The organism is Candidatus Paralachnospira sp. LCP21S3_A2 (assembly GCF_052118925.1).
In the GTDB taxonomy this organism is placed as follows: domain Bacteria; phylum Bacillota; class Clostridia; order Lachnospirales; family Lachnospiraceae; genus Lientehia.
This window is the reverse complement of sequence record NZ_JBQKGG010000002.1, coordinates 69,433-93,629: the sequence shown is the minus strand read 5'-3', so window position 1 is coordinate 93,629 and position 24,197 is coordinate 69,433. Positions and strand designations below refer to the sequence as shown.

General features: G+C 47.4%; 27 protein-coding genes, 1 tRNA gene and 2 other annotated features. Of the genes, 25 read left to right on the top strand and 3 right to left on the bottom strand.

Going from position 1 to position 24,197, the window contains the following annotated elements; translation table 11 throughout:
- Window positions 1–122 precede the first annotated feature (122 nt).
- The gene (locus ACTQ3K_RS02390; protein WP_441565396.1) at window positions 123–542 is read right to left on the bottom strand and encodes a hypothetical protein; all 420 of its coding nucleotides are present in this window, start codon (window positions 540–542) and stop codon (window positions 123–125) included.
- A gap of 185 nt (window positions 543–727) precedes the next feature.
- Between ACTQ3K_RS02390 and ACTQ3K_RS02385 the strand changes: the two genes are divergently transcribed.
- From ACTQ3K_RS02385 to rlmB, 9 genes are all read left to right on the top strand, one after another.
- Entirely contained in the window at window positions 728–2,365 is a 1,638-nt protein-coding gene (locus tag ACTQ3K_RS02385) for a hypothetical protein (protein ID WP_441565394.1), read from the top strand.
- Window positions 2,362–3,393 carry a sensor histidine kinase gene (locus ACTQ3K_RS02380; protein ID WP_441565392.1) on the top strand — a complete coding sequence of 344 codons (1,032 nt, stop codon included), beginning with the start codon at window positions 2,362–2,364 and terminating at the stop codon, window positions 3,391–3,393. Before ACTQ3K_RS02385 ends, ACTQ3K_RS02380 begins: the two co-directional genes overlap by 4 nt.
- Window positions 3,390–4,013, top strand: coding sequence for a response regulator transcription factor (locus tag ACTQ3K_RS02375; RefSeq protein ID WP_441565391.1), 624 nt, complete (start codon window positions 3,390–3,392; stop codon window positions 4,011–4,013). The genes ACTQ3K_RS02380 and ACTQ3K_RS02375 overlap by 4 nt, the downstream gene beginning before the upstream one ends.
- A 19-nt stretch (window positions 4,014–4,032) precedes the next feature.
- Window positions 4,033–4,317: a hypothetical protein gene (locus ACTQ3K_RS02370; protein ID WP_441565389.1), complete on the top strand. Its 285-nt coding sequence runs from the start codon at window positions 4,033–4,035 to the stop codon at window positions 4,315–4,317.
- Between the two features lie 218 nt (window positions 4,318–4,535).
- Window positions 4,536–4,784 (top strand): hypothetical protein, encoded by a 249-nt coding sequence (locus ACTQ3K_RS02365; RefSeq protein ID WP_441565387.1) that lies wholly within the window; start codon window positions 4,536–4,538, stop codon window positions 4,782–4,784.
- A 119-nt stretch (window positions 4,785–4,903) separates the two neighbouring features.
- Entirely contained in the window at window positions 4,904–5,482 is a 579-nt protein-coding gene (ispF, locus tag ACTQ3K_RS02360) for a 2-C-methyl-D-erythritol 2,4-cyclodiphosphate synthase (protein WP_441565386.1), read from the top strand.
- A gap of 143 nt (window positions 5,483–5,625) precedes the next feature.
- Window positions 5,626–5,879, top strand: a binding site (T-box leader).
- Window positions 5,880–5,979: 100 nt separating this feature from the next.
- On the top strand, window positions 5,980–7,386 hold the full coding sequence (gene cysS, locus ACTQ3K_RS02355) for a cysteine--tRNA ligase (RefSeq protein ID WP_441565384.1): 1,407 nt from the start codon (window positions 5,980–5,982) through the stop codon (window positions 7,384–7,386).
- Window positions 7,371–7,835 (top strand): Mini-ribonuclease 3, encoded by a 465-nt coding sequence (locus tag ACTQ3K_RS02350; protein ID WP_441565382.1) that lies wholly within the window; start codon window positions 7,371–7,373, stop codon window positions 7,833–7,835. The genes cysS and ACTQ3K_RS02350 overlap by 16 nt, the downstream gene beginning before the upstream one ends.
- Window positions 7,825–8,568: a 23S rRNA (guanosine(2251)-2'-O)-methyltransferase RlmB gene (rlmB, locus tag ACTQ3K_RS02345; protein ID WP_441565380.1), complete on the top strand. Its 744-nt coding sequence runs from the start codon at window positions 7,825–7,827 to the stop codon at window positions 8,566–8,568. The genes ACTQ3K_RS02350 and rlmB overlap by 11 nt, the downstream gene beginning before the upstream one ends.
- A gap of 58 nt (window positions 8,569–8,626) precedes the next feature.
- Here the strand turns inward: rlmB and bsh are convergent, their stop codons facing one another.
- Window positions 8,627–9,601: a choloylglycine hydrolase gene (gene bsh / locus ACTQ3K_RS02340; protein ID WP_441565378.1), complete on the bottom strand. Its 975-nt coding sequence runs from the start codon at window positions 9,599–9,601 to the stop codon at window positions 8,627–8,629.
- Between the two features lie 228 nt (window positions 9,602–9,829).
- Window positions 9,830–9,902 (bottom strand) — tRNA-Thr (locus ACTQ3K_RS02335).
- A 213-nt stretch (window positions 9,903–10,115) separates the two neighbouring features.
- Here ACTQ3K_RS02335 and srtB point away from each other — a divergent pair.
- The 16 genes from srtB (at window position 10,116) to ylqF (ending at window position 24,136) form a co-directional block, all read left to right on the top strand.
- On the top strand, window positions 10,116–10,946 hold the full coding sequence (srtB, locus tag ACTQ3K_RS02330) for a class B sortase (protein WP_441565376.1): 831 nt from the start codon (window positions 10,116–10,118) through the stop codon (window positions 10,944–10,946).
- Window positions 10,947–10,949: 3 nt separating this feature from the next.
- On the top strand, window positions 10,950–11,993 hold the full coding sequence (locus ACTQ3K_RS02325; RefSeq protein ID WP_441565374.1) for an LCP family protein: 1,044 nt from the start codon (window positions 10,950–10,952) through the stop codon (window positions 11,991–11,993).
- Window positions 11,994–12,005: 12 nt separating this feature from the next.
- A complete protein-coding gene (locus tag ACTQ3K_RS02320; RefSeq protein ID WP_441565372.1) occupies window positions 12,006–12,245 on the top strand; it encodes a hypothetical protein in 240 nt (79 codons plus the stop codon).
- A 208-nt stretch (window positions 12,246–12,453) separates the two neighbouring features.
- Complete coding sequence (locus ACTQ3K_RS02315) at window positions 12,454–13,737, top strand: galactokinase (protein ID WP_441565370.1); 1,284 nt, start codon at window positions 12,454–12,456, stop codon at window positions 13,735–13,737.
- A gap of 57 nt (window positions 13,738–13,794) precedes the next feature.
- Window positions 13,795–14,022: a binding site (T-box leader), on the top strand.
- An 89-nt stretch (window positions 14,023–14,111) separates the two neighbouring features.
- A complete protein-coding gene (gene leuS / locus ACTQ3K_RS02310) occupies window positions 14,112–16,529 on the top strand; it encodes a leucine--tRNA ligase (protein ID WP_441565368.1) in 2,418 nt (805 codons plus the stop codon).
- Between the two features lie 72 nt (window positions 16,530–16,601).
- Entirely contained in the window at window positions 16,602–17,048 is a 447-nt protein-coding gene (locus tag ACTQ3K_RS02305) for a hypothetical protein (protein ID WP_441565366.1), read from the top strand.
- A gap of 16 nt (window positions 17,049–17,064) precedes the next feature.
- Window positions 17,065–18,414, top strand: coding sequence for a hypothetical protein (locus ACTQ3K_RS02300; protein WP_441565364.1), 1,350 nt, complete (start codon window positions 17,065–17,067; stop codon window positions 18,412–18,414).
- Between the two features lie 175 nt (window positions 18,415–18,589).
- The gene (gene ylxM, locus ACTQ3K_RS02295) at window positions 18,590–18,931 is read left to right on the top strand and encodes a YlxM family DNA-binding protein (protein WP_441565362.1); all 342 of its coding nucleotides are present in this window, start codon (window positions 18,590–18,592) and stop codon (window positions 18,929–18,931) included.
- A gap of 14 nt (window positions 18,932–18,945) precedes the next feature.
- The gene (gene ffh / locus ACTQ3K_RS02290) at window positions 18,946–20,283 is read left to right on the top strand and encodes a signal recognition particle protein (RefSeq protein WP_441565361.1); all 1,338 of its coding nucleotides are present in this window, start codon (window positions 18,946–18,948) and stop codon (window positions 20,281–20,283) included.
- A gap of 38 nt (window positions 20,284–20,321) precedes the next feature.
- A complete protein-coding gene (gene rpsP, locus ACTQ3K_RS02285) occupies window positions 20,322–20,567 on the top strand; it encodes a 30S ribosomal protein S16 (RefSeq protein ID WP_441565359.1) in 246 nt (81 codons plus the stop codon).
- Window positions 20,568–20,587: 20 nt separating this feature from the next.
- Window positions 20,588–20,815: a KH domain-containing protein gene (locus ACTQ3K_RS02280; RefSeq protein WP_441565357.1), complete on the top strand. Its 228-nt coding sequence runs from the start codon at window positions 20,588–20,590 to the stop codon at window positions 20,813–20,815.
- Between the two features lie 75 nt (window positions 20,816–20,890).
- On the top strand, window positions 20,891–21,403 hold the full coding sequence (gene rimM, locus ACTQ3K_RS02275; RefSeq protein ID WP_441565355.1) for a ribosome maturation factor RimM: 513 nt from the start codon (window positions 20,891–20,893) through the stop codon (window positions 21,401–21,403).
- A gap of 12 nt (window positions 21,404–21,415) precedes the next feature.
- Window positions 21,416–22,156: a tRNA (guanosine(37)-N1)-methyltransferase TrmD gene (trmD, locus tag ACTQ3K_RS02270; protein WP_441565353.1), complete on the top strand. Its 741-nt coding sequence runs from the start codon at window positions 21,416–21,418 to the stop codon at window positions 22,154–22,156.
- A gap of 85 nt (window positions 22,157–22,241) precedes the next feature.
- On the top strand, window positions 22,242–22,589 hold the full coding sequence (gene rplS, locus ACTQ3K_RS02265) for a 50S ribosomal protein L19 (protein WP_441565351.1): 348 nt from the start codon (window positions 22,242–22,244) through the stop codon (window positions 22,587–22,589).
- Window positions 22,590–22,701: 112 nt separating this feature from the next.
- Window positions 22,702–23,265, top strand: a complete 564-nt coding sequence (lepB, locus tag ACTQ3K_RS02260; RefSeq protein ID WP_441565349.1) for a signal peptidase I — start codon at window positions 22,702–22,704, stop codon at window positions 23,263–23,265.
- A gap of 16 nt (window positions 23,266–23,281) precedes the next feature.
- The gene (gene ylqF, locus ACTQ3K_RS02255; RefSeq protein WP_441565347.1) at window positions 23,282–24,136 is read left to right on the top strand and encodes a ribosome biogenesis GTPase YlqF; all 855 of its coding nucleotides are present in this window, start codon (window positions 23,282–23,284) and stop codon (window positions 24,134–24,136) included.
- The last annotated feature ends 61 nt before the right edge of the window (window positions 24,137–24,197 follow it).

Here is a 24,197-nt window from a genome sequence, read left to right as displayed (position 1 = left end):
TCGGTTCGCCGACATAGTAATAAAAACAAAAATTCTCTGCAACGGAAAAATCCTCAACACCTGCAATGGTGCTGAGGATTTTTCTTGTTCATAGCCCAAAAGAGGGTTAAGAAACTCGTCCTTTAAAGCGCCTCATATGTATCCATAATGACATCTGCCGATTGCTCCTTTGCGCCATAGCCGCCGCACGCTTGAATGATATTCCGGTATATTACATTTTTACTGCTTGGTATTTCAGATGCAGTAGCATCGAAATAAATCCACGCATTAGCGCCCGGGGCATAGTCGCCAATATTAACGCCCATATCTGTAATGATATTATCGCTGAGTATTACCCCTTGGGGGTGTTTCGCATTGTATATCATAGTACTTCCATTTATATAGGATAAGCCGGTTGGTAAAATATCGCGGAGGGTCAGATTTCTAAACATCTCCGAACTCATATTCCTGATGCCGATGCGGAAACGAACACATTCGCCCGGCACTGCGTATACTTTATCCGCCCATTTCGGTTCGATCTCATCTTTCTTCCGTACTTCCATTGTTAAATTCGTCCAAAACCTTAGATGTGTTCTTAAAACATCCAGCTTCGGCTGGGTGTTTTTTGGCGCTGATCCTCGGCAAAATCGCAATTCCTACCCTTTTGTGTGGGGCGAATTTGATCTTTCATGCTATAATATTCTTATCTTATTCTAAGGAATCATCTTTGGGCAAGGAGGGGGTTAGGATGAGCGAGCGCAAAAAATCCGTTGTCCGTCTTTTTGTAGCAGCAGTGTTATTGTTTGTAGTCTCCGCATACCGACAGCTCAGCATGCGGTATTGGTCGGAAGATTTTCTGCGGCCATATCTTGTCTGGGCGGTCTATATGCTACTCCTCTTTGGCTGGCAACATACCATTACAACAAAAATCATGCAGAAATCCATGCGCGGCCACCTGACTGCGCAAAATATCGTCAGTATCCTGTATTTAACGGTTCGCTTCGTCCAGGATGCCTTCCTCTATGTCAATATTCCCTGGATGCGCTTTACCGGATACTTTATCAATATTGCGGCTATTTTTATCCCGCTATTTGGTCTTTACGGTGCATTCTATCTCGGCAGGTCGGAGGATTACCGAATCAGCAAAAAGTGGTATCTGCTCCTGATTCCAGCTTGTTTTCTGAGCATGCTGGCGCTGACTAACGATCTGCATCATTTTTTCTATTACATTATGTCGGAGGAATCCCAGCCGAACTTGTATTTTCACCCCTACATTGGAACATATATCGTCTATATTTGGGGACTTGGTATCATCGGTTATCAGGTATATGTGATCTATCGGCGTAACAGCACGACAAAGTCTGATTCGCTTTATCGAAAGCTGGTTCCCTTCTATGAGCCGATTTTACTGTTCCTGTTCAGTATTCCTTATGCTGCAATGGCCTACGTGGTGCGGTTTGAGCTTGTGGAGCATTCAGCAGGGCTGATTTTCATTCTTGTGCTTTGCTGGGAGCTTTATATTTTAGCCGGACTGATTCCAGTAAACACCCAGTACGGTGAAGTGTTCCGGCGGTCTACGGTTGCAATGCAGATTCTTTCATTGAGCGGAGAGACGATTGCGACATCGGAAAATGCGGCGGAAATCACGCCTGCTATGCTGGAAGCTCTAAAGCAAAATCAGCATTTTTCTGCTACGGAAGATATTACCATGAACCTGCACCAAATCCCGGGCGGGTATATGGTCTGGCAAACCGATCTCTCGCAGATCAATCAGGCTTTACGAGAGCTTCAGAGACTGAATGCGGAATTGGAAGAAGAACAAGATCTGCTGGCACAGGAAATTCGAATTCAATCGGATGAGACAAGTATTCAGGCACGCAATGATATTTACGACAGCTTATCCTCGGAGGTGGCCGGGCAGCTTATTCTGCTGACAGCGCTTTTATCGGAATCCTTTTCGACGGACGACTGGAACCGCATCTGTCTGATTGGCACCTATATCAAGCGGTTCTGTAACTTGCGGCTCACTTATCAGGAGCAACAGACGATTCCGATGGGTGATTTGGCGCTCAGTTTACAGGATATGGCGAAATGTATAAAGAATCTTGGAATCAGGACAAGCTTGGATTTTTGTCCCACATCTAATTTAGAGCCAGAGCTGATTCTTCTCATTATGAAAGCCTTGGAAGCGCTTCTTGAGGAGGTAGATTTTCGTCTAGCCTCCATGACAATCCAAATCAGCGATACGGTTTGCTTTGAGATTACCGGTACAGATCGCGAGTTTGTTCCTCGCTTTTTAGAGGGAGGATATCGTCTTCAGGCAGAAAAGGTTCCGACAGGTTATCGGCTTTTGCTCTTGCAGGAGGGAGAGGTGATGCAGTCATGAAAAAGAATACATCAGCTAAAATGATTAAAAAAGCCATCGACTCTTACCCCGGCGGAATCTGCTTCTCCGCATTGGATGGGCGGGTCATTCTCGTTAATGAGAAGATGAACAAGCTGATGCTTGAACTGACCGGACACACGATTTTGAATGCAAAGGCGGCATGGGAGGAACTCGCAAACTTTGCCAATAACGGCAAGGCGGAAAAACTGAATCAGTCCTGGTTACCGAAAGATCCGGACAATGAAAATGGAAGCACCCACCAACAGTTGTTCTTCCGCTTCTCCGACAGCTCGGTCTGGCGTTTTGAACTGAGATTTCTTGATTCCAATACCGTTCAGGTTGAGGCGGCGGAAATTACAGAACTCTACCGGCTCAGCGAGGAACTGTACGAGAACACTATCCGGCTGCAGGAGATTCAAAAGCGGCAGAAAGCCTTGCTGGACAGTATCGTTGAAGTCAATTTGAATAAAGAGATTCTTGCCGCGAAAATGCATATCCATGATGAGCTGGGGCATTGTTTGCTGGCCACCACTAAGGCGATTACGGAAGACCGTTTGGCTGAGAACGCTGATGTACTGAGGGAAAATTGGAACAGCGCCATTCATGATTTTTCCAATATCTCTACAGTATGGACGGTGCCCGATTCCTCTCTGCAGTCTGAACTGATGCAGGTTGCGGAGCTGATTGGCTGTAAGGTTACCTTCCTTGGAGAACAGCCCAAAAGCCGCAAGGCATTGCAATTACTATATGCCGCCGTTCGAGAGGCACTCACCAATGCGGTACGCCATTCGGATGCTACGGAACTGACGGTAAAGATAAAACAAGACAAGCAAAGGTATCATATAGAGATATCCGACAACGGCGGCGTATCTGTTTCAAGTATTACCGAGGGTAATGGCCTCAGCGCATTGCGTCAGCGGCTGGAGCAGGAAGGAGCTACCCTGAAGGTACTCTGCGACAACAGTGTTTCCCTGCTTGTGGATATTCCCTTTGATTTTGACGAAGTCCAGAAAGGAGGACGGAAATGATACAAGTTTTAGTAGTAGAAGATTCCAGGATTACCCGGGACGCCATCGAGAGCCAGATTGCCAAATCAGAAAGATATGTCCTGTACGCCTCCATAGAAAATGCAGCCAATGCAGAAATTGCCTGTCTGCGTGAAAGTGTCGATTTAATCTTGATGGATGTATGTACGGCTGACGAAGAATCCGGCCTGAAAGCTGCGGCAAAGATCAAGCAGTATAATCCAAAAATCAAGATTATCATTATGACCTCCATGCCGGAACATTCCTTTATTCAAAAGGCAAAGACATGCGGCTGTAATGGCTTTTGGTATAAGGAATATGGCAGCACTGCCTTGATGGAGGTCTGCGACCGGGTGATGAATGGTGAATATGTTTATCCCGAGGATACGCCGGTGATTCGCATTGGATACAGCAACAGCGCTGAGTTTACCAGTCGAGAATTTGATATCATCCGGGAGCTGGCGCAAGGCAGAAAATACGAGGAGATTGCGGAAGATCTGGATATTACGCTAAATACAGTCAAGTACCACATCAAGAATATTTTGCAGAAAACGGGTTACCAGAACACCTTGCAGCTTGTGGCTGAGGTGGTAGAAAAAAGGTTGATTTTACCGAAGTATTAAATTGGGGAGGATGATATTAATGGAAACATGCATGGCTGATGCCGAAGTATGTATTGAACAAATCAATGCAATGAACAAAACTGATTTTCACCAGAGAATCTTGCGAGGTGTTGCTGCTAGTGAAGAGTTTTCTTGTTTGGTATCTATCGGCATTAAATATCTGACGCAGGACCAAAAGCAGCATATATGCGAGATGTTGGAGCAGGCAGGGATTCCGTTCAAATTTTCCGACGATCCGGATTTTGACGAGGCACTAACAGAGATCGCTTTTGCAATCACTACCCGTGCGGTTAAAGTTATTTAAAGCTGAATAGTCGGATATAAAAGCAGAAAAGAAACGCGAATGGTTCTTGTCTGCTTTTGTTTCTTTGCAATAGTTTATATGTAGTTTTTTGTGCCGCAATAAATAACATGGTCTCAATTTACCGCGCTATTAATCAGATATAGTTTCTTTTCCTCGTTTCCCCTTTTTGATACAATTAATTATAGTAAAAGCTCAAAAAATTATATGTGAGGAGGAAGATGATTGATTATGCGGATTTTGTTAGCAGGCTAAATGCAAAAGTGAAATCAGATGAGGATTTTTATGTTGAGCTCCTTAAAACTGTCATTAAATCACCTCATAGATATACTGGTATTTTTCGTCTCACCAATGCTAAAACAAAACTGATTCAGAACGTAACGCAAAGTCGCGAAATCAAATTTGGCGACTTTATGGAGGAGATTGTTACAGAATATATTGCTCTTATGGGTTACCATATAAGGTTTTGAATGAATATAGCAATCGCAGATAAAAAGAATGACCTTGTGCTTTTGCAGAAGTATGATAAACTTAATAGAAGAGATTTTGGAAAAGATGAGTTTGGAATCGTAAAATAAAGGAGAACAGCATGAGAGTCGGTATGGGATATGATGTCCACCGTCTGGTGGAGGGACGGGATCTGATCCTTGGCGGGGTTCAGATTCCTTATGAGAAAGGACTTCTGGGGCATTCGGATGCAGATGTGCTGCTCCATGCCATTATGGATGCACTTTTGGGAGCGGCGGCCCTTGGCGACATCGGAAAGCATTTTCCGGACAGCGATGAGGCGTATAAAGGAATTTCCAGTATCAGGCTTCTGGAAAAGGTCGGGGAGCTTCTGGAGGAACATTTTTATTTTATCGGAAATATTGATGCAACGGTGATCGCCCAGAGACCGAAGCTGGCCCCTTACCGGGAAGAAATGCGGGAGAATGTGGCGAAGGCACTGGGAATCTCGGTGGATCAGGTGAGTATCAAGGCGACAACGGAAGAAGGACTCGGGTTCACGGGAACGGGAGAAGGAATTTCTGCGCAGGCGATTGCACTGCTGGAGTCTGTGGGAAATATAAGCTACGGATATGATCCCATGGAACAGGAGAATGCAGGCTGCCCCGGAAGGGCAGGCTGTGCCGGATGTACCGGATGCGGAAAGGTTCAGAAGGAGTAAAGGGAAGAGTGCCGGACCGGTCTGCGCATGCCGAAGCGGCACAAAATCCGGTTCGTTGAAAAGAGAGGAAATCCGGCTTCTTTGGAAAAGAGGACTTGACAAAAGCGGGAAAACTTCATAGACTGAAAGGGAATCAGAAATAAGAAAAGGCGAAGAAGGAAAGAGTAGCTTTAGAAACGGCAGCAGAGAGAGCCTGTCACCGGCTGAAAACAGGCTTTGCAGGGAATAAAGCGAAGTGCATTCCGGAGCCGACAGAATGATGGATCGAACGGCATACGCAGAGAGAGTCATGAGCCGGGGATCAGCAGTTTTGTACGGAAACTCCACGTTACGGAGATCGAGTGGGGCAGTCTGCCTCATAAGAGTGGAACCACGGAGGATATGCTTCGTCTCTTAACCGGAGACGGAGCATTTTATGTATACAGGGAATGCTTCAGAATTCTCTGTCTTCAGATCAGATACGGGGATTGCCCGAAATAAATAACAGGAGGAAAACTATGAAAATTTTCAACACACTTTCCAGAAGAAAGGAAGAGTTTGAACCGCTGGAGCCGGGAAAGGTAAAGATGTATGTCTGCGGCCCGACCGTATATAATTACATTCATATCGGAAATGCCCGACCGATGATCGTGTTTGACACGGTAAGACGGTATTTTGAGTACAAGGGATATGACGTAAATTATGTATCCAACTTTACGGATGTGGATGACAAGATCATCAAGAAGGCCATCGAGGAGGGCGTGGATGCATCCGTTATTTCCGAGCGTTATATTAAGGAATGTAAGAAGGATATGGCGGACATGAATGTGAAGCCGGCAACGACCCATCCGCTGGCGACCCAGGAGATCAGCGGCATGATCGACATGATCCAGACCCTGATCGACAAGGGCTATGCGTATGTGGTTTCCGACGGTACCGTTTATTATCGGACCAGAAAATTCAAGGATTACGGAAAGCTGTCCCATAAGAATCTGGATGATCTTCAGTCCGGCTTCCGTGAGATCAAGGTAACCGGTGAGGAGAAGGAGGATTCGCTGGATTTCGTGCTCTGGAAGCCCAAGAAGGACGGCGAGCCTTACTGGGATGCACCGTGGTGCAAGGGCCGCCCCGGCTGGCATATCGAATGCTCCGTTATGTCCAAGCGTTATCTTGGCGATCAGATCGACATTCATGCCGGCGGCGAGGATCTGATCTTTCCTCATCATGAAAATGAGATCGCGCAGAGTGAGGCTGCCAACGGAAAGGAATTTGCACGTTACTGGATGCATAATGCGTTCTTGAATATTGACAATAAAAAGATGTCCAAGTCCCTCGGAAATTTCTTTACGGTACGGGAAATCAGTGAAAAATATGATCTTCAGGTTCTGCGCTTCTTCATGCTGAGTGCCCATTACAGAAGTCCCTTAAACTTCAGTGCGGATCTGATGGAAGCGTCCAGAAATGGTCTGGAGCGGATTCTGACAGCTGTGGAGCGTCTTGGCGAGCTGGAGACAAAAGCGGCCGGCGAGACCATGACTGCGGAGGAGGAAGCCGCTGCGGCACAGGTGAAGGAGCTGGTGGCAAAATATGAGACCGCCATGGAGGACGATTTCAATACGGCAGATGCGATCTCTGCGGTCTTTGAGCTGGTAAAGCTGGCCAATACGGCAGTGAATGAGACAAGCACAAGGGCGCTTGTTTCTTATGTAAAAGAAACGATTGAAAAGCTCTGCGATGTTCTCGGTATCATCACCGAAAAAAAGGAAGAGCTTCTGGATGCCGAGATCGAGGCACTGATCGAGGAGCGGAACCAGGCAAGAAAGGCAAAGAACTTTGCCAGAGCCGATGAGATCCGTGATACCCTTGCGGCAAAGGGAATCTTATTGAAGGACACCAGAGAGGGCGTAAAATGGACGAGAGCGTAAGGGACTGTATCCCGGAGCTTTTAGGCCAGGAGAAAGCGCTGTTTGAAGGCGGGCAGGATATCCGTACCTACTCGCCGCTGGCGCTGGCATTCATCGGAGATGCAGTGTTTTCTCTTTACATCCGTACCATGATCGTCGCCGAGGGGAATACGGCGCCCGGAAAGCTTCACAAGCGCTCCAGTGAGCTGGTAAAGGCCGGTGCGCAGGCAGTCATGATCCGCGGGATTTCGGATGAACTGACGGAGGAGGAGCGGAGTGTGTACCGTCGTGGACGCAATGCCCAGGCACCCAGCCGGGCGAAGAATGCAACCATGTCCGAATACCGCCATGCAACCGGCCTGGAATCACTGTTCGGATATCTGTATCTGACCGGACAGGCGGACCGGATGACGGAACTGGTGAAAAAATGTGTGGATTTCTACAACGGGAGAGAAGAACATGAGATATGAGGAATTTGTGATCGAGGGGCGCAATGCGGTTCTGGAGGCATTCCGTTCCGGAAAGACCATTGATAAGGTGTTTCTGTTAAAGGGCTGTCAGGATGGACCGGTGCTTTCCATTGCAAGAGAGGCAAGAAAGCATGACTGCCTGATCCAGTATGTGCCGAAGCAGCGGCTGGATCAGATGTCGGAGACGGGAAAACATCAGGGAGTCATTGCCTACGCGGCGGCTTATGAATATGCTTCCGTGGAGGACATGCTGGAGCTGGCAAAGAGCAGGGGCGAAGCACCGTTTTTATTTCTTCTGGACGGGATCGAGGATCCTCATAACCTGGGGGCTATCATCCGTACCGCAAATCTGGCAGGGGCTCACGGAGTTATCATTCCCAAGCGCCGGGCGGCGGGTCTGACAGCAGTAGTGGCAAAAACCTCTGCCGGAGCACTCAACTATACGCCGGTGGCAAAGGTTACAAATCTTAGCAGCGAAATGGAAGCATTAAAGGAGCAGGGCATGTGGTTTGTCTGTGCCGACATGGGCGGAACCGAAATGTATGACCTGGATCTGAAGGGCCCTATCGGCCTGGTCATCGGCAATGAGGGTGAGGGCGTGAGCCGTCTGGTGCGTGAGCACTGCGATATGACGGCGTCGATTCCCATGAAGGGCGACATTGATTCCCTTAATGCATCGGTGGCAGCAGGTGTGCTGGCTTATGAGATCGTGAGACAGAGACTGGGAAAATAAAAGTAAAAAATCAGCCGTTCGACCGGGAAAATACCGGATACGAACGGCTGAATTCTGTTTAATTCTGATAATTGAACTGCTCTGCAGTGACCGGGGTATAGGAGATCAGTGTTTTTGTATCCAGATCCTCCAGGTGCATATCCACAGCACTGATCTGATGATTCTCATAGGTGGTGTAGTAATAAATTCCCTTCTCGGCGCTGCAGCAGGAGGTATAGAGGGTGATCTCATATGTTCCGTTTACATCGCAGCAGCCGCGGGGCTGATCCACAAAGCCGAGAATGTGAAAAAACTGGCTGACGCTTTCCTTTTCCGAGCTTCCGGAAACGGAGTTGGCACGGGCAAATGCAGCCCTGGCGAACCGTGAGGTGGAGGAGAGATCGCCGGGAAGTCCCAGCGCACCCATGCCGCGGCTGTAGGCGGATAAGGGAAGCTCCGCGCCGAAGTGGTTTTCCGGCTGCTTCGGAGACAGGCTCATGTACTGGTTCAATAAAAACATCTGTGTTTCAAAGGGCGGATTGTTGGTGAGCACTCCAGCCGGGTTTTCATAAACAAACAGACCGTTTTTCGTGGATTCCACGGTAACAGCGCCTGTTTTATCGGCAATGATCCAGTGGAGTCCGGCAGTGGGAAGGGCGGGGCTGAACGGCTCGGAAAGAAGCTGAAGTCTGGAAAGAAGCCGTTTTGCTTCGGAAAGATCGGCACACTGGCAGAGGATCCAGGGGATCAGCTCAAACTGACAGATATTGTCCTTTGCTTCGGAAAGATCGTCCCGATATACGGCGTTTCCGACGAAGTTGAGACCGGCCATGCAAAGGCCCTGTTCGTTGCAGGCATCATAATAAAGAGGATAATCTGATGCAATATGGGCCATGCCGATGATGGCATAATGAGAAGCATTCAGCGGAGCGTGGCGGAAATGAAACGGATAATTTCTGGGGGTTATGGTCACAGAGTCGCCATAGGAAAATTCATAATCCAGGGTTCGTCCGAAATAAAAGTGTTCTGTCTGATAGGTGGCTGCAGTACACATAGAGATTCTCCTTTTTCGATAGACTGGCGCGGCAGACAGCCATGCGCTGTTAAAACAGTATGTTATCACGGAGAACGGGAAAATGCAAGGGAGGATCTGCGAAAAATGCGGGGAATTATAATCCGGAAATAGTTGTCACGGGAACGGTTTTTGCCTCACAGGATGCACTTGCCTGTGAAATAAAAATTAAAAACCCTCAGAAACTATCCAGTTCTGAGGGTTTTACCGAGCTGGCGAGCGGACTCGAACCGCCGACCTCTTCATTACCAATGAAGTGCGCTACCGCCTGTGCCACGCCAGCATTCTTATTTTGTTCCGCTTCTCAGCGGCAACACGATAACTATACTATAAATGAACGGAGATGTCAACCGTTTTTTAAAAGAAATTTATTCGAATTTTTAAAACAATTAAAACTCTTTTGACGATTTAAAAATGGGATGACGGCGGCCTCTTGACCTGTAAAGCCGGGAGGAATATAATGAACTGGAATATATACAGAGAGAAAGGAACTGTCATGAAGCAGAAAAAAAAGAATCTCTGGCGGGCTGTGTTTGCGATTTCGCTGGCTGTGCTTGTCTGTGTTCTTGGTTATATTGTCTGGTATCTGTATCGGGATTATGAAGCAGAAAAGAAGTATGAAGCGCTTCAGTCCATGGCCCGGGAAACCGCGGAAGCGGAAACAACGACGGAGGCGGAAACTGATCCGGAGGGAAAGGACGGAGAAGCGGCGGAGCTTCCGGATGGAATCTTTCAGGATCTGGAAAATCCCATTGATTTTAAAAAGCTTTCAGAGGTAAATCCGGAGATTTATGCCTGGATACGGATTCCCGATACGAACATTGATTATCCCATTGTTCAGAGGGAAGGGGACGATACGTATTATCTGACCCATGATATTTACGGAGAAGAGCGGGTGGCAGCCAGCATTTATACGGAGGACTGCAATCAGAAGGATTTTTCGGATCCCAATACGGTGATTTACGGTCATAACATGAAAAATAAATCCATGTTTCAGAACCTGCATCTGTTTGAAGATCCGGATTTCTTTGCGTCAAACCGATATGTCTACATCTATACGCCGGAACGGAGCCTGGTGTATGAAATTTTTGCTTCTTATACGTATGATGACCGTCATATCATGCATTCCTTTGATTTTACAGATCGGGAGGTGTACGCACAGTATCTGAGTGATATTTTTCATGTCCGATCCATGGATAAGAATATCCGGGAGGGCGTGGAGGTGACGGCAGACGATAAGATCATTACGCTGGAAACCTGTGTGGGAACCGGAGAAAAATACCGGTATGTGGTGCAGGCCGTGCTGCTTGGAGAAAAGGAGTCCTAAGGAATGGAAGAAACAAAAAAGAAAAAGAAGCTGTGGTTTCGCATTCTGATCGGTATTCTGATCACACTGGCGGCTTTTCTGGCTGTGCTGGCAGGTGTGTTTTTTTATCTCCGTGCCAAAGGGGAAAAGAAGCTGTCACAGACCGTTTCGGGGGAGACAGTCGGCGCTGTGGAAGAGGCTTCCGTGGAAAATGACGGGAAAACTGTGGTTTACAAAGGAGAAAGATACTGTTATAATGAAGATGTTGTTTCGATCCTGTGTCTCGGGATCGACAGGGAGCTTTCCCAGACCGGAACTGACCAGATCGGCGAGAATGGACAGGCGGATGCAGTGTTCCTGGCAGTGCTCAATAAGAAAACAGGCGCGCTTTCGTTTCTGAATATATCGCGGGAGACCATGGTTGATATCAATCGCTATAATGTGGAGGGAAGATTCCTTGGAACGCAGCGTATGCAGCTGTGTCTTTCCTATGCTTACGGAGATGGGAGAGAAAAAAGCTGTGAGAATACAGCAGAAGCCGTTTCTAGGCTTTTATACGGAATGCCGGTTCACGCGTATGCAGCCATTGATTATTCCGGAATTCCGGTGCTGAACGATGCGGTTGGCGGAATAACCGTGGAGGTTCTGGAGGATCTGACCGAAAAGGATCAGGAGCTTGAGCAGGGCGCTGTGGTGACGCTCCATGGAGAACAGGCGGAGACGTATGTACGATACCGTGATACCACGGTTCTGGATTCTAATAATTTCAGAATGGCAAGACAGAAGCAGTATCTGACCACCTTTTTAAAGCAGGTGCTGTCGGGAGCGGGGATTGGAGACATCCTTTCTCTGTATCAGAAAGCAGAAGATTATATGGTGACCGATATCGATCTGTCCCAGATGGCTTATCTGGCGTCACTGGTGCTGCAAAATGGAATCCATGATGGAACGATGGTTTCCATTCCGGGAACTGTTGTGAAGGGAGAGCAGTACGCGGAGTTTGTGCCGGATGAAGAAGCACTTTATGAACGGGTGCTGGAGCTTTTTTATACAAAGATAACAGAATAGGAGGAAATGACAATGAAGAAAAAAATGCTTGTACTGATCTGTACATTACTTCTGGCCTTTGGTATGACCATGACCGTAGCGGCTGAGGGAAGCCCGCAGGGAAAGAAGGATACCACGCAGACGGAAGATAAATCAGATAAGGCACCTGCAACCGGAGAAGGCCATGCGCTGATCTATGCGGCAGCCGCAGCGGTTCTTCTGACCGGAACAGCTGTCCTTTCTGCAGAGCGTCTGAAAAAGGCTGAAGCGTAAGAAAAACAGATCGGATGCTGGCTGCGTACCGGATGGGTGCGGCGGCCAGCGGATCTGGAAAATCGGAAACAGGAAAAGAAACCGGAAGCAGATCCCCAGTTGATGGAAATATTGTTTCCGGTTTTTATGATTTCAAAGTTCCTTTGTAAAAAACAGCTGCCGGTTTTTTTATAAAACACCGGATGACAGGGAATATCAGGGAGAAAAGATGGAGCAGACGAAAACAATATTGGAAAAACTCAATGCAGGGTTATATGATGAGCGACTGGAAAAGCTGTATGTGGATCCGGCACGGATTCCGGGCCAGAGAAAGCGTTATAGGAGAGCGGTTCTCCGATTTGAGGAACTGTTCGGGCCGGGATTGGCGGAAGTATACAGTGTGCCGGGGCGCAGTGAGGTGGGCGGAAACCATACGGATCACCAGCATGGGATCGTTCTGGCGGCTTCGGTGAATCTGGATGCGATTGCAGTGGTACGACGGATCGAAGAGCCGGTCATCCGAATCTTATCGGAGGGCTATGATCTGGTGACGGTGGAGCTTTCGGATCTGGAAAAACGGGCGGAAGAAGAAGGAAGCACGGCGGCGCTGATCCGCGGCATGGCAGGACGGTTTTCCAATCACGGGTACGGAGCAGTCGGCGGCTTCTGTGCCTATGTGACCAGCGATGTGCTCATCGGTGCCGGGCTTTCCTCTTCGGCGGCCTTTGAGGTTTTGGTGGGAACGATCATTTCCGGTCTGTTTTATGAGGGCAGGATCGATCCGGTGGAGATAGCCAGGGCAGCTCAGTATGCGGAAAATGTATATTTCGGAAAGCCCAGCGGCCTTATGGATCAGATGGCGTGTTCTGTGGGCGGCCTGATCCGGATTGATTTCCAGAACCCGGAGGAGCCTGTGGTCACGCAGATCCCGGTAGCGTTTGCTTCGTATCAGTACAGTCTTTGTATCGTGGATACGAAAGGATCCCATGCGGATCTGACACCGGATTACAGCGCAATTCCGGCGGAGATGAAGGCTGCTGCAGCCTGCTTCGGGAAGCAGGTGCTTCGGGAGGTGGACGAGGCGCAGTTTATGAAGGAAATTCCGAGAGTACGGAAAGCCTGCGGTGACCGGGCTGTGCTCCGGGCAATTCATTTCTTTTCGGAGAACCGGCGGGCAGATGCGGAGGCCAGGGCACTGGCGGATGGAAAATTTTCGGAATTTTTAAGGCTGGTAAAGGAATCCGGGGCATCGTCATTTCAGTATCTTCAGAATGTGTATACCTGTAAGCAGGTAAAAGAGCAGAGGATTTCTGTGGCACTGGCGGTCAGTGAGCAGGTGCTGGGTGAGGCGGGAGTCTGCCGTGTCCATGGGGGTGGATTTGCCGGAACGATTCAGGCATTTGTGAAACAGGAAGCAGTCGAATCGTATCGGACTGCACTGGACGGTATATTTGGTGAAGGGGCCTGCCAAGTGCTCCAGGTGCGTCCCGTCGGAGGCATAAAGGTTCTGTAGGAAATCGGACTGCAGTCTTGACAAATAAAACGTTGTGAGATAAGATAAATCCATATGAGAAAAACAAGGAAGAGAAGTAGTAGGGCGGAAATGCCGGAAACAGAGAACTGCCGGGCGGTGCGAGGCAGGGCCGGAGCCGACTGAACTGATCTCGGAGTTCCCGTACAGAACGAAAAGCAGGGCTTTTTCAGTAGGCGCGGGCGGGCATTCCCGTTACAGAATCCATGAGTGCACGGCTTTGCCGTGAAATAGAGTGGTACCGCGAATAAGCCTTTCGTCTCTATAAGAGAGAAGAAAGGCTGTTTTTGTTCCATGGAACATGTTTCGTGAAACAGAACGCTTCGCATATTTTTCAAGAAAGGACGTAAGAAACCATGGCAATCCCTTATAATCATAAGGAAGTTGAAAAGAAATGGACAAAGAACTGGGAAGAGCATCCCATCAATGTCAATGACGGAAAGAAACCGAAATATTACTGTCTGGATATGTTCCCCTATCCGTCCGGAAACGGACTTCATGTCGGACACTGGAGAGGCTACGTGATCTCTGATGTATGGAGCCGTTATAAGATGTTAAAGGGCTACTATATCATTCATCCCATGGGCTGGGATGCATTCGGACTTCCGGCTGAGAATTATGCCATCAAGATGGGTGAGCATCCGGCAAAGTCCACTGCAGACAACATCAACCATATCCGCGAACAGATCAAGCAGATCGCAGCAGTTTATGACTGGGATATGGAAGTCAATACCACCGATCCCGGCTTCTATAAGTGGACGCAGTGGATCTTTGTAAAAATGTTCAAGGCAGGGCTTGCTTACGAGAAGGAGATGCCTATTAACTGGTGTCCGTCCTGTAAGACCGGTCTGGCAAACGAAGAGGTCGTAAACGGCTGCTGCGAGCGTTGTGGTTCACCGGTAACAAAGAAGAATTTAAAGCAGTGGATGTTAAAGATCACCTCCTATGCGGATCGTCTGCTGGAGGATCTTGACAAGCTTGACTGGCCGGAAAAGGTAAAGAAGATGCAGACCGACTGGATCGGCAGATCCTACGGTGCTGAGATCGATTTCAAGGTAGACGGACGTGATGAGAGCATTAAGGTATACACAACCCGTCCCGATACCCTTTACGGTGCAACCTTCATGGTTCTGGCTCCGGAGCATGAGATGGCTTCCAGGCTGGCAACGCCGGAACAGAAGAAGGCTGTTGATGAGTATATTTTCCAGGCTTCCATGAAGTCCAATGTGGATCGTCTCCAGGATAAGGAAAAGACCGGCGTGTTCACCGGAAGCTATGCCATTGATCCCATCAACGGAGCAAAGGTTCCGATCTGGCTGTCTGATTATGTACTGGCAGATTATGGTACCGGCGCCATCATGTGCGTACCGGCTCATGATGACAGAGACTTTGAGTTTGCAAAGAAATTCGATATTCCGATCGTTCAGGTTATTGCACCGGACGGAAAGGAAAATCCGAACCTGACTGAAGCATATACCGGTCCCGGCATCATGATTAACTCCGGCGAGTTCAACGGTATGAAGTCTGAGGATGCCAAGGCAAAGGTTCCTGATATTATGGAAGAGCGCGGCCTCGGAAAGAAGAAGACCCAGTACAAGCTTCGTGACTGGGTATTTTCCAGACAGCGTTACTGGGGTGAACCGATCCCGATCGTACACTGTGAGAAGTGCGGCTGTGTTCCGGTTCCTGAAGAAGAACTTCCGCTGCTGCTTCCCGATGTGGAATCCTATCAGCCTACCGGTACCGGCGAGTCACCGCTGGCAGCCATTGACAGCTGGGTAAATACTACCTGCCCCTGCTGCGGAGGCCCTGCAAAGAGAGAAACCAACACCATGCCCCAGTGGGCAGGCTCTTCCTGGTACTTCCTTCGTTATGTGGACAACAAAAACGACAAGGAGCTGGTATCCAAGGAGAAGGCTGACAAGTATCTTCCCGTTGATATGTATATCGGCGGCGTAGAGCATGCCGTGCTTCATCTGCTCTATTCCCGGTTCTATACCAAGTTCCTTCATGACATCGGTGTGGTAGATTTCGATGAGCCGTTTGTCAAGCTGTTCAATCAGGGTATGATCACCGGAAAGAACGGCATCAAGATGAGTAAATCCAAGGGCAACGTTGTATCCCCCGATGATCTGGTAAGAGATTACGGCTGCGATTCCCTGAGAATGTATGAGCTTTTCGTAGGACCGCCGGAACTGGATTCCGAGTGGGACGAGAGAGGCATCGATGGAGTCAACCGTTTCCTGAACCGGTTCTGGAACGTGGTTCTGGACAGCAAGGAAGCAAATGTGGCGCCTACCAAGGAGATGGAGAAGCTTCGTCATAAGATGGTCTATGACATCACCAGCCGTCTGGAAAGCTTCAGCCTGAATACCGTGGTGAGCGGCTTCATGGAATATACCAATAAGATGATTGCTCTTGCAAAGAAAGAGGGCGGCATCGACAAGGAGACCCTGGAGACAGCCGTTACGCTGCTCGCACCGTTCGCTCCTCATCTGTGCGAAGAGCTGTGGAGCCAGCTGGGACACGACACCAGCGTATTCGAGGGCGGAAATACCTGGCCGGAGTTCGATGAGAACAAAATGGCAGACGATGAGAAAGAAATCGCTGTCCAGATCAACGGCAAGACCAAGTGTGTAGTGACACTTCCCGTAGACGTAGATAAGGAGACCGCCATCGCTGCCGGAAAAGAAGCTCTCGGCGACAAGCTCAAAGGAACCATCGTAAAGGAAATCTATGTTCCCGGAAGAATTATAAACATTGTTGCCAAATAGGCAGTGCACCTAATGAAAAGAGAAGCTGATCCTGTTTACAGGAAAGAAGCTTCTCTTTTCTTATGAATATGAATGTCTGTCGAACAAGAGATGCAAAATGTCGTAAAATGTGATATAGTAATAAAAATAATAACTAAATGGTTATTTGAAATAAATAGTAGCGCGAGAAGAGAATTTGTGGGTAGGGTGAGTGAAAAATATAGAGAAAATAATGATGTTTTTTATAAAATGGAATCGGTGATTAGTGGAAATCCATGTGTTCATGAAAGAAATAAACAAACTGGAAGGGCAGTATATTATATAAGTGATTTACATACTGAGTGCAAAGCTAAGAAAGGATTTGAGGGCGTAACAGATAGCAGATATATAGATCATGTTATTTCTAAAATGAATGGTGGAAATGGAGATGAACCGCTTTTAATTGCGGGGGATATTTCAGATTTTTCGCTAAATGTTGATTATTTTTTTTGCCCAATTACGGATAAAAAGAAACGGAGTGATTGTCTTTGTCTTGGGTAATCATGAGATATGGGATTTGAATGAGGAGAAAGCCAGAGAATTGGCTTATATTGTAGAAAAATATAGGACTATTTGTATAAAACATAATATTATATTTCTTCATAACGAACTGGCTTTTTTTTATGATGAAATGACTGAGAATGGAGATATAATCCCTTTTTTTGATAAAAAGATTATTTCTAATAATGAATTACTTTCCATTGAACCCTGCAAGTTGTTAGAATATTCAAAGCGAGCAAAATTGATTGTTTATGGTGGGCTTGGTTTTTCAGGGCGTTGCAAAACCAAGAACTCTAGAGGAAGGATATATAATGCAGAGTTCGGGTTATATTTGGATATTATAACTACATTAAAAGAAGATATTGAAGAATCAAAGAAATGTGAGAATGGATATTTAAAGGTATTAGATGCATTAAAAGAATCACAAGTAATCATACTAACACATACTCCGTTTGCCAATTGGACTATAAGTAAATATAGTCCCCATTATATATATGTAAATGGTCATACACATCAGGATTTTTTGGAAACTACAAAAGAAAAAAAGATATTTGCAGATAATCAGGTTGGATATTCTAGCGATGACTATGCTTTGAAATATTTTTATATAGATGGTTCTTACGATGCTTTTAAAGAGTATCAAGATGGAATTTATAAAATTACATATGAGCAATATATAGATTTTAATATTGGGAAAAATATCAAAGCAAAAATAAATAAGAAAGTTTCTGAAAAACAAATTTATTTGATCAAAAAATGCGATTTCTATATGTTTGTATACTATAATTCTGATGATCAACTGATGTTATTAGATGGTGGGAGATCTAGACAACTGCAATATAATATTGATTATTACTGGAAAAATATTGATGTATATGGTTGCTTTTTAAAGTCTACAATGGATAAATATATATGTGCATTAAATTCGGCTTCGGCTCATGTAAAACAAATCGGAGGAAACGGTAAAATACATGGATGTATTATTGATATTGACTATTGGAATCATATATATATTAATCCATATGATGGGAGCATTATTCCGTATTATGCGTTAAATAAAAAGGAAAAATATGTTTATGACAATTTAAATGCATTATTAGCAGAAAAACGACCGGATTTGTTAGTTAGAGGGAAGCGTTCGGAAAGTGAGAAAAGAGAAGCACTTATGCAAATATATTCGGAATCGAAAAATCGAAAGAAAGCGGTATTGGTAACTGATAAAGATATGTATAAAGAGTCTGATATAATACGAAATATACAGTATCTTTTATTCCAAAATGTTATCAGAAATTGGAACGACAAAATAATGCTTAAATATATGAACCCCAAGGAGGCCATTGAGGAATTAAGTAAAAAAGAGTTTTAACAAGAAAGTGGGGTAAATATATTTAGCTGTTATGTTTAAAAAGAAATAGATATAGCATTGAAATGGTTTGTAAAGGAGTTAAAGGAGTTACAGGCGAGTTACATGATAACTGTCAAGAAAAAACACTTGACAGCCCGCCTCATATCCTGTATGATATACAAGGCGGTGAAAAACCATGGAAAAAATTGTGGAACAGACGCTTCTGTATGATTTTTACGGAGAGCTTCTGACGGACCACCAGAAGCAGGTCTATGAGGATGTCGTGTTTAACGACTTATCGTTCAGCGAAGCGGCCGAGGAGCGGGGGATCTCCAGACAGGGGGTTCATGATCTGATCCGGCGCTGTAATAAGACCCTGCAGGAATATGAAGAAAAGCTGGGGCTGGTAGAGAAATTCTTAAAGACCCGCGAAAAAGTAAAAGAAATCCACAGGCTGACCCAGGAATTCCGGAAAACGGAAAACCGGGAGCTGGTTTACCGGATCGAAGAGATTTCCCGGGAGATCAGTGAGTTGTAAGGCGGAGGAAAACATTGGCATTTGAAAGCTTATCCGACAAACTGCAGAACGTATTTAAAAAGCTGCGCGGAAAGGGACGTCTCAGCGAGGCTGACGTCAAGGCGGCGTTAAAAGAAGTAAAAATGGCGCTTCTGGAGGCCGATGTAAGCTTTAAGGTCGTAAAGCAGTTTATCAAATCAGTGGAAGCAAGAGCTGTCGGTCAGGATGTGCTTAACAGCCTGACGCCGGGACAGATGGTAATAAAAATTGTAAACGAGGAAATGGTTTCCCTTCTGGGTTCCGAGACAACGGAGATTGCCCTGAAGCCGGGAAGTGCCGCAACCGTGATCATGATGGTCGGTCTGCAGGGAGCCGGTAAAACCACTACCTCGGCAAAGCTGGCCGGGAAGTTTAAGGCGAAGGGAAAGAGGCCCCTTTTAGTGGCCTGCGATGTCTATCGTCCCGCAGCGGTAAAACAGCTCCAGGTCAACGGAGAAAAGCAGGGCGTTCCCGTGTTTGCCATGGGAGAGAAGATAAGCCCGGTGAATATCGCCAGGGCAGCCATCGAGCATGCGGCGAAAAACAACAACAATGTCATTATTTTAGATACAGCCGGACGTCTTCATATTGATGAAGATATGATGGCAGAGCTTCAGGAGATCAAGGAGAACGTCGAAGTCGATCAGACGGTTCTGGTGGTAGATGCCATGACCGGACAGGACGCAGTCAATGCGGCCAGCATGTTCAATGAAAAGATCGGAATCGATGGTGTGATCGTGACCAAGCTGGACGGCGATACAAGAGGCGGTGCGGCTCTTTCCATTCGTGCCGTAACGGAAAAACCGATCCTGTATGTGGGCATGGGCGAGAAGCTGGAGGATCTGGAGCAGTTTTATCCGGATCGGATGGCATCGAGAATCCTTGGAATGGGCGATGTACTGACTCTGATCGAGAAAGCCGAAGCACAGTTTGATGAAGAACAGGCCAAGAAAATGGAACAGAAGTTCAAAAAGGCTGAGTTCGATTTCAATGACTATCTGGAGCAGATGGATCAGATCAAGAAGATGGGCGGTATCGGCGATATGCTGAGCATGCTCCCCGGTATGGGAAGCAAGATGAAAAACGTGACCATCGATGAAGGCGCCATGGATCGGACAAAAGCGATCATCTATTCCATGACCCCGGCAGAACGGGCCAATCCCGGTCTGATCAATCCGTCGAGAAAGAAGCGGATCGCAGCAGGAGCCGGTGTGGATATTGCAGAGGTCAACCGGCTGATGAAACAGCATGAACAGAGCCGGAAGATGATGAAGCAGATGTCCGGCATGATGGGCAAGGCAGGAAAAAAGGGAAGATTCAAGCTTCCTTTTTGATAAATTGAAGTTGCAAAATAAACCAGGAGGTGAAAGAAATGGCAGTAAAGATGAGATTAAAGAGAATGGGTCAGAAGAAGGCACCTTTTTATAGAGTGATCGTTGCAGATTCCCGCTCTCCCAGAGATGGCAGATTCATCGAGGAGCTTGGTTACTATGATCCGACTAAGGAGCCCAGCGTAATCAAGATCGATGAGGAGCTGGCAAAGAAGTGGCTCGCTAACGGCGCACAGCCGACCGAGACGGTTGCAAAGCTTCTGAAGATCGCCGGTATTGAAAAATAATCCGTACTGGAGGTATGGCGATGAAAGAATTAGTGGAAGTAATTGCTAAAGCCCTGGTTGACAATCCCGATGCTGTTTCCGTAACGGAAAAGGAAGAGGGAGAAGAGACCGTTCTGGAGCTGACCGTAGATCCGTCCGATATGGGAAAGGTTATCGGCAAGCAGGGAAGAATCGCAAAAGCGATCCGTTCTGTTGTAAAAGCTGCTGCGTCCCGCGAGGATAAAAAAGCGGTTCTGGAGATTCAGTAAGGACAAAAGCCTGGCTGTCGCCGAAAAGCGGCAGCCTTTTATCGTAAATGATTCCATGAGAAATGAGGAAAAACCATGACAGACAGACTGCGAGTTGGAGTGATCACATCGACCCACGGGATCCGCGGGGAGGTAAAGGTATTTCCCACGACCGACGATCCGGCGCGCTATAAAAAGTTAAAACAGGTATATCTGGTCACCAGAAAAGAGACCCTGCCTCTGACCATTCAGAGTGTGAAGTTTTTCAAGCAGTTTGTGATCGTAAAATTCAGGGAATATAACGACATCAATGAAGTTGAACAATATAAAAATGCCGAGCTGTGGATTGACCGGAAGGATGCCATGCCGCTGGAGGAGGGCGAGTATTACATTGCCGACCTCATCGGACTTACGGTTATGACTGACGAGGGCGAGAAGCTGGGGGTCATGAAGGATGTGCTCCAGACCGGTGCAAACGATGTGTATGAGGTGGAGATGGAGAACGGAAAAACGGTTCTTCTGCCGTATATCGAGGAGTGCGTGAAAAAGGTGGATCTGGAAAAGGGCGAGATTCTGGTTCATGTGATGGACGGACTTCTGGATCTGTAGGAGGAGGCGCTTATGAGATATCATATTCTGACGCTGTTTCCGGACATGGTGCTCGGCGGACTTCGTACCAGCATTATCGGCCGGGCGGAGGCAAAGGGGCTTCTGGAGCTGGATGCGGTCGATATCCGCGACTTTACAAAAAACAAGCATAACCGGGTAGACGATTATCCCTACGGCGGCGGAGCCGGCATGGTCATGCAGGCGGAACCGGTCTATCTGGCGGCAAAATCGATTGAGGAAAAGATCGGGAGAAAGCCCCGTGTTATTTATATGACGCCTCAGGGAAAGGTCTTTGACCAGTCCATGGCAGAGGAGCTGGCGAAGGAGGAGGATCTGGTGTTTCTCTGCGGCCATTATGAAGGAATCGATGAGCGGGCGCTGGAGCTGGTGGTGACGGATCAGGTTTCCATCGGTGATTATGTGCTGACCGGAGGCGAGCTTCCGGCCATGGTCATGATCGACTGCATCTCCAGGCTGGTTCCCGGTGTGCTCAATAATGATGTCTCCGCCGAGTTTGAAACCTTTCATGATAACCTGCTGGAATATCCCCAGTACACCAGACCGGAGGAATTCATGGGAAAGCGTGTTCCCGATGTATTGCTGTCCGGCCACCACGGAAATGTGGACAAATGGCGGAGGGAGCAGTCAGTGATCCGGACAGCGAAATGGAGACCGGATCTGTTAAAACAGGCAGAGCTGACGGAAAAAGAAAAAGAGCTGGTAAAAACACTTGATTTTACCGGTGAAGTATGATAAAGTTAATGAGTTGTGAACGATAAGAGATGGTCCGCTGTTGCGTAATGCATTAAGAACATCGAATAATCTAAGGAGGTCGCAGATGAACGACATTATTAAAGCAATCGAAGCAGGCCAGATGAAAGAGTCTGTAGACGCATTCCGCGTTGGTGATACCGTAAAGGTATACAATAAGATCAAAGAGGGTTCCCGTGAAAGAATCCAGATCTTCGAGGGAACTGTTATTAAGAGACAGAACGGCGGAGCAAAGGAAACCTTCACCGTACGTAAGAACTCCAACGGCATCGGTGTTGAGAAGACCTGGCCGGTACATTCTCCTTTCGTAGAGAAGATTGAAGTTGTAAGACGTGGTAAGGTAAGAAGAGCGAAACTGTTCTACTTAAGAGACAGAGTTGGTAAGGCTGCCAAGGTAAAAGAGCTGGTTCGTTAATTAAACAGAAACATGGGATCTAAGGGGACAAATACTTTCGTATCTTGTCCCTTTTCCTTACTGCCGGAGCCGATGGGCATGCCGGCAGTTTTACAATAGGGAGAAACAGAAATTGAATCAGTTTTACGAAGAGAAAACCACCGACGGGCAGGGAAAGGGAAAGCGCCTGCTGGGCTGGGCAGTGGATATCGTGGCGGTGATCACTCTGGCCGTATTTGTGGTGATGATGTTTGGAACGAAGATCACTGTCTCCGGAAAATCCATGGAGCCGTCCGTGAAGGATGGGGATGTTGTGTTATTAAATAAACTATGGTATAATTTTACGGATCCGAAACGCATGGACATTGTGGCGTTTCATGCAAAGGACGGAGAAACGAAAACCTATGTGAAGCGGGTAGTCGGTCTGCCGGGCGAAACGGTACAGATCCGGGGAGGCGTTCTTTATATCAACGGAAAAGAGTGTCCGCTTCCGGAATCTGCGGGAGAGCTCTCGCTTCCCGGACTGGCAGAAAACGGTGTGACCCTGGCAGAAAATGAGTACTTTGTGCTGGGGGATTATTCGGATACCAGCGAGGACAGCCGATTTGCCAATATCGGAAATGTGACCTCGGATCAGATCGAGGGAAAGGTCTGGTTCCGGGCAGAGCCGTTTAACCGGATGGGTTTCATCAAATAGAGAAAGAGGTTTAACTATGCAGGTTCAGTGGTATCCAGGACATATGACGAAGGCGAAGCGCGCCATGCAGGAGGATATCAAGCTGGTGGATCTGGTGATCGAGCTGGTGGATGCCAGGTCGCCCCTGTCCAGCAGAAATCCCGATATTGATACACTTGGGAAAAATAAGGCCCGTCTGATCCTTTTAAATAAGGCAGATCTGGCTGATCCGGCGGCCAATCAGGCATGGACCGGCTATTTCGAGAAAAAGGGTTATACGGTGGTGCGGATCGATGCCAGAAGAAAGGCAGATCTGAAGCCGATTCAGGCGGCAGTCATGACTGCGTGCAAAGAAAAAATCGAGCGGGACAGGCGGCGGGGAATCAAGAACCGTCCGGTCCGGGCCATGGTTGTGGGGATCCCCAATGTGGGAAAGTCCACGTTTATCAATTCCTATGCAGGCCGGGCATGTGCAAAGACCGGAAATAAACCAGGTGTGACCCGCGGAAATCAGTGGATCCGGTTAAATAAAGAGGTGGAGCTTCTGGATACACCCGGAATCCTCTGGCCCAAGTTCGAGGATCCGCAGGTGGGAATCCGGCTGGCGCTTCTCGGTTCCGTAAAGGATGATATTTTAAACAGTGACGAGCTGGCAGTGGAGCTTTTAAAGCGGCTGCGGGCGGCATATCCGGAGGCACTTTCGGAACGGTACGGGGAAGCGGTCCTTGCAGGCAGTGAGGCGGAAGCTCTTATGGAAATTGCCAGGGCGAGAAATTGTATCCTGAAGGGCGGAGAACCGGATTACAGCCGGGCGGCAAAGCTTTTGATTGATGATTTCAGAGGCGGGAGACTGGGGAGAATCACCCTGGAGCTTCCGGAACAGGACGATTAGACATGAAAAAAAGAGAGAACGATTACGAGGAAGACAGAGAGATCCGGGAGACGCTCCGGAG

What these genes read in the sequence shown, in the direction of transcription:
- cysS (WP_441565384.1), top strand. Translation starts at nt 5,980, where the DNA reads ATGAAAATTTTCAACACACTTTCCAGAAGAAAGGAAGAGTTTGAACCG.
- srtB (WP_441565376.1), top strand. Translation starts at nt 10,116, where the DNA reads ATGAAGCAGAAAAAAAAGAATCTCTGGCGGGCTGTGTTTGCGATTTCG.
- ACTQ3K_RS02385 (WP_441565394.1), top strand. Translation starts at nt 728, where the DNA reads ATGAGCGAGCGCAAAAAATCCGTTGTCCGTCTTTTTGTAGCAGCAGTG.
- rplS (WP_441565351.1), top strand. Translation starts at nt 22,242, where the DNA reads ATGAACGACATTATTAAAGCAATCGAAGCAGGCCAGATGAAAGAGTCT.
- ispF (WP_441565386.1), top strand. Translation starts at nt 4,904, where the DNA reads ATGAGAGTCGGTATGGGATATGATGTCCACCGTCTGGTGGAGGGACGG.
- ACTQ3K_RS02350 (WP_441565382.1), top strand. Translation starts at nt 7,371, where the DNA reads ATGGACGAGAGCGTAAGGGACTGTATCCCGGAGCTTTTAGGCCAGGAG.
- ACTQ3K_RS02315 (WP_441565370.1), top strand. Translation starts at nt 12,454, where the DNA reads ATGGAGCAGACGAAAACAATATTGGAAAAACTCAATGCAGGGTTATAT.
- rlmB (WP_441565380.1), top strand. Translation starts at nt 7,825, where the DNA reads ATGAGATATGAGGAATTTGTGATCGAGGGGCGCAATGCGGTTCTGGAG.
- ACTQ3K_RS02280 (WP_441565357.1), top strand. Translation starts at nt 20,588, where the DNA reads ATGAAAGAATTAGTGGAAGTAATTGCTAAAGCCCTGGTTGACAATCCC.
- ACTQ3K_RS02305 (WP_441565366.1), top strand. Translation starts at nt 16,602, where the DNA reads ATGTCTGTCGAACAAGAGATGCAAAATGTCGTAAAATGTGATATAGTA.
- trmD (WP_441565353.1), top strand. Translation starts at nt 21,416, where the DNA reads ATGAGATATCATATTCTGACGCTGTTTCCGGACATGGTGCTCGGCGGA.
- ACTQ3K_RS02390 (WP_441565396.1), bottom strand. Translation starts at nt 542, where the DNA reads ATGGAAGTACGGAAGAAAGATGAGATCGAACCGAAATGGGCGGATAAA.
- bsh (WP_441565378.1), bottom strand. Translation starts at nt 9,601, where the DNA reads ATGTGTACTGCAGCCACCTATCAGACAGAACACTTTTATTTCGGACGA.
- rimM (WP_441565355.1), top strand. Translation starts at nt 20,891, where the DNA reads ATGACAGACAGACTGCGAGTTGGAGTGATCACATCGACCCACGGGATC.
- rpsP (WP_441565359.1), top strand. Translation starts at nt 20,322, where the DNA reads ATGGCAGTAAAGATGAGATTAAAGAGAATGGGTCAGAAGAAGGCACCT.
- ACTQ3K_RS02380 (WP_441565392.1), top strand. Translation starts at nt 2,362, where the DNA reads ATGAAAAAGAATACATCAGCTAAAATGATTAAAAAAGCCATCGACTCT.
- leuS (WP_441565368.1), top strand. Translation starts at nt 14,112, where the DNA reads ATGGCAATCCCTTATAATCATAAGGAAGTTGAAAAGAAATGGACAAAG.
- ylqF (WP_441565347.1), top strand. Translation starts at nt 23,282, where the DNA reads ATGCAGGTTCAGTGGTATCCAGGACATATGACGAAGGCGAAGCGCGCC.
- ACTQ3K_RS02375 (WP_441565391.1), top strand. Translation starts at nt 3,390, where the DNA reads ATGATACAAGTTTTAGTAGTAGAAGATTCCAGGATTACCCGGGACGCC.
- ylxM (WP_441565362.1), top strand. Translation starts at nt 18,590, where the DNA reads ATGGAAAAAATTGTGGAACAGACGCTTCTGTATGATTTTTACGGAGAG.
- ACTQ3K_RS02370 (WP_441565389.1), top strand. Translation starts at nt 4,033, where the DNA reads ATGGAAACATGCATGGCTGATGCCGAAGTATGTATTGAACAAATCAAT.
- ACTQ3K_RS02320 (WP_441565372.1), top strand. Translation starts at nt 12,006, where the DNA reads ATGAAGAAAAAAATGCTTGTACTGATCTGTACATTACTTCTGGCCTTT.
- ACTQ3K_RS02365 (WP_441565387.1), top strand. Translation starts at nt 4,536, where the DNA reads ATGATTGATTATGCGGATTTTGTTAGCAGGCTAAATGCAAAAGTGAAA.
- ACTQ3K_RS02325 (WP_441565374.1), top strand. Translation starts at nt 10,950, where the DNA reads ATGGAAGAAACAAAAAAGAAAAAGAAGCTGTGGTTTCGCATTCTGATC.